The following is a 6432-nucleotide window of genomic DNA, read 5'->3' as shown; positions in this document are numbered from 1 at the left end:
TTGCCGACATCACCTGCTTTCTTGCAGCTTAGCTGCTAATTAATGGATGCTGAATCATCCTCTATTACTAATATAGCGTTGAGTAATTTTAAGGTGACTTATTATATACTCGTATATAATAATCGTACAGATAGACTTGGCTGCCTTCAACAAAGACAACAAAAATGGAGTGGTTTGCCGTTTAGGCAAGCCACTCCATTGACTTGATTAATACAAAAGTTTACCGCCAGCCTCAAAAAATATTTTTTATAACCCCCCTTTTTTTAGTTTTAAAAAAGCTATAACTAAAGTGGAGGGGATAGAAAATGCAAGTAAAAAACCTTACAACTAAGCCAACTGAAGTAGTTTTTACTCAATCTGACTTGATAAAAGTCACTAAGACCGAGACTGATATTTATGCCAGCTGGACTAGTGCAAAAAATGGCTCAAATGGTACCCATACCAGTAAAAAGCACCATATGAAAGCCAAAAAGCGAACTGATAATCTTGCAACGTTGAAAAAGAGTTTTAAACATAATCGCGATTTAATCAATTGCAACTTTGCAGGCTGCCCTAATGAGCTCTTCATTACTCTCACTTACGCTGACCGTGAACGGGGAAAGAATGTCAAAAGTATTAACGCTGACTATGACCGCTTTATTAAGCGAATTAAGCGTGCTACTAAGGTTTCCACTGATAACTTAGTCTGGTTCTCCGCCCTAGAGCCACAAGGAGATGGCACGTGGCACATGCACTGCTTATTAAGATGGAACGACAGACATCGTATTTTTATCGCTAATGACAAACTGACAAAAATGTGGGGTGAGGGCTTCACAAAAACCACGTCTATCAATAGTGTCAATAATATAGGTGCCTATTTAACCGCCTACCTAACCAACGTAATTGTTGACGCTACTGCAGAAAATGACACAAAAAAAACGACCAAATGGACGGCTAAGCATACACACATGGTCGAGAAAGGCGGTAGATTAGGGTTTTACGGTGCCTTTACACACGTTGGCAGACATTCCCGCAATTGTAAAAAACCAGTAATTCATTACATGACAGCTGACAGTTTTAAGCAAATGCTAGCAATAGAAGGCTGGAAATGCACTGGCGCCAAGGCTTACGACTTACTTATGCCCCGCCAAAATCAAACCGACTTTTGCATTAGTATCAAGCAAAAATACTATCATCGGCAGCCCGAATTAGCTGATAAAGTCACATTAGTCATGAAAATGGCAAGACAAAGCAACGAGTCTATTTCAAAGCTGTTGAATGGCGAAACGATGTTGCAATTTCTTGGAATTAGCTAATTTTTATATCAGGAGAATAACAATAATGATTATTAACAATATGTATTTAGACGGCGAAAAGTCTGGTTTTACGGGCTATTTATTAGTCGACATGAAGCCGTGGCTTGAATATCAAGATGGCAAAAAGACAGGCAAAACGCTAGGTACGACTTATACAGTCGCAATGACTGGGCACCAACTCGATAAGATTGCTGTTCATGTTAAAGCTGATACAGCTAATTTAATGCCTCAAATGCAACCAGTTGGGTTTAAAAACCTACAACTGAAGCTTTATCCTGACTATCACAATACAGGGCAGGTAGGCATTACTGCCACTGCAGATGCAATCATAGCCATAAAGCGAGAGGCAAAATAATGAAACAGGCAAAAACTTTTTCACAGTATCTTGCTGATTTTATATCTATCAAAAAAGCCTTAACTCGTAAAAATCAAGGCACAAAAAAGCCCAACGGGAATTGGCATCAAATTGACTTGAGGGGCAATGGCTTGCTAATTAAGCACTGTCAAAATGACCTAGAGGCACATCTAGCCTGTTTCGTGCGCCAAGCCCTAGAAAATAATAATTGTGTCAACAAAGACGCTACTGGGCAAATTACCAGCTATCCCGGTCTTTATATTCGCTATCTTAAGCATTATCTAGACTTACGTTTAGAAGTGGGAACTGCCAGTTATGGCAGTAAAGTAGGGGATATTATGCAACTTGTCGCCCAGTCATTTGAGTTCAATTTACCTTTATTAGGGCAGTTAGTTGACCCTGACGGTGCAACTTACTATCGGTTTGATTATCATCAAGTTAAGCCTACTAATATGACTATAGAACAACTAGCAAAAGTGCCTGATAGTGAGCTGGCTTTAGGCGACTTGATTATCGACCTCAACCATTGTGAACCTATTTTGCTTAGTGGCGTAAGCGGTACAGGGAAAACTAGCGCCTTAGAACTATTAATCGCGCAAATGGTGCTAAAACTGCGTCATACAGACAAATACACCCCGATGCTATATGTAGCCGACCCCAAGTTTTCTGACTTAAAAGCATATGTTGATTTGATTGGTTCTAAAGAATGGACTGAAGTAGCCCAAACTCCAGCAGAAATAGCCTTTTTGTTAGAAAAAGCTGTTAATAACATGAATGAACGTTATAGAGCTATGCAGGCGTTGCCCAATGCCATCGGAAAAACCGCTATAGACCTAGGTTTTGCGCCCCAGTTTCTGATTATTGATGAATATACCTCATTACTAGCCAGTCTAGGTAATAGTAAGTCAGATAAGGCACTCAAAGCGCAAATAGAGCAATCAATGACCCAATTAGTGCAAAAAGCAAGGCAGGCAAGCATTTTAGTAATCATCAGCTTGCAGCGAGCATCCGTGGATTCTGGGCTAACTTCAAATATTCGGGCTAACTGCGATTTAAAAATCTTACTTGGAAACAGCGATGCTACTACTACCGCAATGCTTTTTGGTTCCCAAGCTGATAACAGTCTGCCTCAAATCAATGAAGTCGGCGGTGGCTACTTTTTACGGTCTAACATGCAGCAGCCTGAAAAGTTTTATGTGCCACATTTCAATTTAGAACAAGTCGTAAAAGCCTATCAGCCTACACCACGTGAGCGCATAATGACAGCAGGTAAGCTCGTTGACGAGCTACTTGAAGAACAAGATTTTAACTCTAGTAAATTAATGCAAATAAAAAATGAGCTAATCAAGTTAACTCATTTAGTCAAAAATAATTTAGTTTTAACTGCGATAAATGAAGCGTTAACTGCTACAAATCAAGCCTTAAAAATTGAGCATTACAACGAAGATATAATGCTTCAAATACAATACAATCTTGATAGAGCGGGTGACCGCATCGTCTATGATATGTGAAAGTTTGAACTACGTATAACAGACATTATGTAAAGTACCTACTCTCCCTAGCATTTCGAGCACAACAATTTTAGGCAGATATTAAAAGGCACAAAAATCCTGTTACGTTATTTTTAGAATCTTACTCTAAGTAAGGTTCTTTTTTTTCTCAATTCAAAGCTGATATTGTGAAATAAATCACTATTTTTGTTATCACCTAAAAACTAAAAGTAATTTTTCAAATGCCCTGAGACGCCATATAAGCCCCTGAGAGCAATTTTAACATAAGTAGGTGCTCCTTTACCCTACTTGAAAATCTTTTCCCACCAATGTAAAGATTTAGCTTCAACGGCATTATTAGAATCATTCCCACTAAGCTGACTTTGATTATCACTTATTTGTTGGTCACGTCCATGTAATTGCTGTTGCTGGTCAACTAACTGCATTAATTTATCAAATTTGCTACTCAACTCACGATTAGTAGCAATTAGCTCCTCATTCTGTTTTTCAAGTTGAATCAAATACTTATCTTGCAAATTATCAATAATTGCCTGCTGTTCCCTAACCTTTGTCTCTAATTCTTCAAAATAACTATTACTCTTTCTATAATCGACATTAGTTGAATCTTTGAGCTTAGACCCAAAATGAGCAATTACTTTATCCGCTTCGTCCTTCGATAAAACAATCTTATTATTTTCTTTTTTATATATAATCTTATATTTTTTTATATATGTATTTATTTTTGTTCTATACTTTGCAACCTCTTTATCAGAAGCATCAGGCATAATAACATTAATAATATCGTGTATATTCATTATATGTACTTCCTATATATTCTATATAGTATTATATAGCAGAATACCCCCTCGCAAGAACAAAAAGCCCCAGCGAAGAGAGTGAGCACACAGACAGTTATACCCTAGCGGGTATAAAAAACTGTCTTCGACATTAACAGTTCCGTTAAATAAAAACGGCATATGCTTTTTTATGCAGTCCAGTACGCCCAGACTACTCTATCTAGCTCTTCTTGAGATTTTTTTACACAAGTCAAGGCAATTTCGAACACTTGTATTGGACTAGTTAGAGCCATATGATTCTCACTCATCAGATTTTTGCAGACTTGCTACCAATAAGTGACGTACGCTCACACCCCTACCTTTTTCTTCTTTATGGTTAAAGCTGGGCGTAGTCCCCAGATGACGTCTTCACTTAAGCCCTTTATATAATATTTATATAAAATCATGTTAAGTTACCACGGGTGCACTTTTCTACGGCGGCTACACTAAACCAATGACTTAATTTGATAACCGTTTAAAAAATCATTGCAAATAAAAAACGGCGCTATTATTAACTAGTAACCGTTTGTAATCTGTTTTATCTTGATTTTATCTTATATATCTTCTATAATTTTGATATATAAAATTAAAACTTGATTGACTAGCGCTTATAGTTAATCGAGCGAGGCTTATGAGTACACCAATACTCATAAGCCTTTTTTATATTTTTATGTTGGCTTAAGTTTATCATTTATTTTTTTTTATTGATAGTGCTAATTTATGCTTTTTATGCAAAACCCACATACTTTAGTATCCTTTTCATGTATAAAAGATTTTATATGGGACAGCCTTACATACGTCATCTGCCCTAACTTGTATTGCATTACATATGGATTTATCATTAGGATAAGTAATTTATTAATATATTATTTAACACACTAAACTTAGGGGTTCATAAACATGAAAATCAATACAAAAATGGCAACTGCTCTATGTGCAATTGCCCTAACTGGAGTTGGCGCAGTAATCGCCACAGAAAACAACACTCAAACTGTTTTTGCCAGTCAGCAAGGAAACAAAGTATGGTTACAATACGGTACACTTAAATATGATTTAAAAAGCCCTTCTGGTCGCATTTATCGTGCCGGTACAAAAGTTGTAAGAGATATTTATATGGAAAGCAAGCCATCAATTTCAATGCCTGCACGTCCATTTTATCTTACCTTAATTATTGGCGGTAAGCCAGGTATGCAAGGCATTCAAGATGCAGGTGGCGGATTAGTTAACGAAAAATACGTTAATATGGATGACTGGTATTTAACCGATTACCCTTCTGATAGTACAACTTTAGTAAGCAGTGTTACTAACAATCCAGATATGACTTCTAGTGATTATCATCCTGTTGACAGTAGCAATCCTGATGTTGCATCAGTAAATCGTGATAAACTTAGAAACGTAATGGCTGATTTTACACGTCAAGTTAATTTTAATAAATTAGCTTCAAATGACGAACAAGTTGTATCTGAAATTAATACTCGTGAAAGCAAAGCTAATAGTATGAATACAACTCAAGAAGAAGTAGACCAGTTAACCGAATATGTTCAAAATGTCATTGATATGTATAAAAAAACTGGTCATTTAACTGGAGCATATGACCCAGCTAAGGGCTCTAATAATGGCACGGAAGATAATTCGGGCATTAGTAGACCCTCTGATAATACTACTGGTAACAACGGTAAAGCCTCAGCAACTGATAACTCAACTTCAACAAATGTGACTAGTTCACGCACTGTAAGATTGCGTAAAGCATCTTACCGTTATACTAGCAAAGGTAAGCGTGTCTCTAAAAAGCTGTTGAAGAAAGGCTCATATGTTAAAATTAACGGTAAGACTTATTACATCAAGGGTAAGACTTATTACCGCATCGCTAAAAACCGTTACATCCGTAAAGTCAATGTTGCTAAATAGTTAAGTTTTAAATATACCAAAGTAGTTTAGGCATAGTAACCTAAACTATTTTTTTGTATGGGACTCTTCATATTCAGCCATTTCAATATTAGAGTTAGATTTTCTGATATTGAAATCATTGAAGACTTTCCGTACAAATTAAATTGTTACCCGGCACTTGTAATCATTTTTTTAATAACTGGCATCAATAATTCGTTTATCAATTGTACTGCCAAATCTTCTAGTAACGCTACGATAATATTGTACAAGTCAGGGAAGAAGTGGGTTAACACTATCCCAATTAAAAATCCTATGAGCAAAATACCGATTCGCTCTTTAATTAACTCACCATTTACTTGTCCTGCCAGATTTTCTAGGAATACTACGGTAACAATATACAAGTCAGGGAAAAAGTGGGTTAATATTATCCCAATTAACAGTCCTATAAGCAAGATACCAATTTGTTCTTTATTTGTTGTTCTCATTGCCGACATCACCTGCTTTCTTGCAGCTTAGCTGCTAATTAATGGATGCTGAATCATCCTCTATTACTAATATAGCGTTGAGTA

6 protein-coding genes are annotated in these 6432 nt (G+C 36.5%); 4 read left to right on the top strand and 2 right to left on the bottom strand.

From position 1 onward, the window contains the following. Window positions 1-305 precede the first annotated feature (305 nt). The 3 genes from H3T48_RS08730 to H3T48_RS08720 are packed head-to-tail and all read left to right on the top strand — an operon-like array spanning window position 306 to window position 3161. Window positions 306-1295 carry a hypothetical protein gene (locus H3T48_RS08730; RefSeq protein WP_198189189.1) on the top strand — a complete coding sequence of 330 codons (990 nt, stop codon included), beginning with the start codon at window positions 306-308 and terminating at the stop codon, window positions 1293-1295. Window positions 1296-1320: 25 nt separating this feature from the next. After that, window positions 1321-1650: a hypothetical protein gene (locus H3T48_RS08725; RefSeq protein WP_198189188.1), complete on the top strand. Its 330-nt coding sequence runs from the start codon at window positions 1321-1323 to the stop codon at window positions 1648-1650. Continuing rightward, window positions 1650-3161 (top strand): FtsK/SpoIIIE domain-containing protein, encoded by a 1512-nt coding sequence (locus H3T48_RS08720; RefSeq protein WP_198189187.1) that lies wholly within the window; start codon window positions 1650-1652, stop codon window positions 3159-3161. The genes H3T48_RS08725 and H3T48_RS08720 overlap by 1 nt, the downstream gene beginning before the upstream one ends. A 284-nt stretch (window positions 3162-3445) precedes the next feature. Here the strand turns inward: H3T48_RS08720 and H3T48_RS08715 are convergent, their stop codons facing one another. Further along, entirely contained in the window at window positions 3446-3955 is a 510-nt protein-coding gene (locus H3T48_RS08715) for a hypothetical protein (RefSeq protein ID WP_198189186.1), read from the bottom strand. Window positions 3956-4876: 921 nt separating this feature from the next. Here H3T48_RS08715 and H3T48_RS08710 point away from each other — a divergent pair. Next, on the top strand, window positions 4877-5884 hold the full coding sequence (locus H3T48_RS08710) for an SLAP domain-containing protein (protein ID WP_198189185.1): 1008 nt from the start codon (window positions 4877-4879) through the stop codon (window positions 5882-5884). 146 nt (window positions 5885-6030) lie between these two features. On the opposite strand, the gene H3T48_RS08705 is transcribed toward H3T48_RS08710, so the two are convergent. Continuing rightward, a complete protein-coding gene (locus tag H3T48_RS08705) occupies window positions 6031-6348 on the bottom strand; it encodes a hypothetical protein (protein ID WP_198189184.1) in 318 nt (105 codons plus the stop codon). Window positions 6349-6432 lie beyond the last annotated feature (84 nt).

The organism is Lactobacillus sp. M0403 (assembly GCF_016101265.1).
GTDB lineage: Bacteria > Bacillota > Bacilli > Lactobacillales > Lactobacillaceae > Lactobacillus > Lactobacillus apis.
This window is presented reverse-complemented; position numbering and strand designations above follow the sequence as displayed.